Genomic DNA, 653 nt, shown 5'->3' on the forward strand with positions numbered 1-653 from the left:
TCCAGCAGCACCACGTCGGCGGCGTCCTTCGCCACATCGGTGGCGCTGTCCACCGAGATCCCCACGTCGGCGGCGTGCAACGCCAGCGCGTCGTTGACCCCGTCGCCCAGGAAGCCGACGGCTCGCCCCTCGCGCCGCAGCGCGGTGATCAGCCGCGCCTTCTGCTCGGGGGAGATGCGCGCGAAGATGGTGTGGTGTTGCGCGGCGTACGCGAACGCGGCGTCGTCCAGGGGTTCGAGCTGCGCGCCGGTGATCGTGCCCTTCGAGGCCAAACCCAGTTCTTCACAGACCTTTTCGGCCACTCGCGGGTTGTCCCCGGTGGCGATCTTCAGCTCGATGCCCAGCTCGGCCAGCTCCAACAGCGATTGGCGTGCGGCGGATTTGGGCTCGTCGGCGAAGACCAGGAACCCCGCGAGCGAGAGCTCGCATTCGTCCGCCCGGGACAGCGTCGTCATCCCCGGCGCCGATTTGGTGGCCACGGCCACCACCCGGCGGCCGGCGTCGAACAATTCGGTCAGAGTCTTTTGAGCTTCAGCCGGTGCGCTGACGCACCGCCTGATTATCTGCTCGGGCGCGCCCTTGACCACCAGGAGGCGCTTCCCATGGTCCTCGACCAGGGCCGAGGTGGCGCGACGGGCGTGGTCGAACGGCAA

The 653-nt window shown here is 68.9% G+C and carries 1 protein-coding gene; it reads right to left on the reverse strand.

Going from position 1 to position 653, the window contains the following annotated elements; genetic code table 11:
- Positions 1-653: HAD-IC family P-type ATPase (locus tag A9X04_RS09380; protein ID WP_156764290.1), on the reverse strand; the 653-nt coding region annotated here is incomplete at both ends.

Source organism: Mycobacterium sp. E3247 (assembly GCF_001667785.1).
GTDB lineage: Bacteria > Actinomycetota > Actinomycetes > Mycobacteriales > Mycobacteriaceae > Mycobacterium.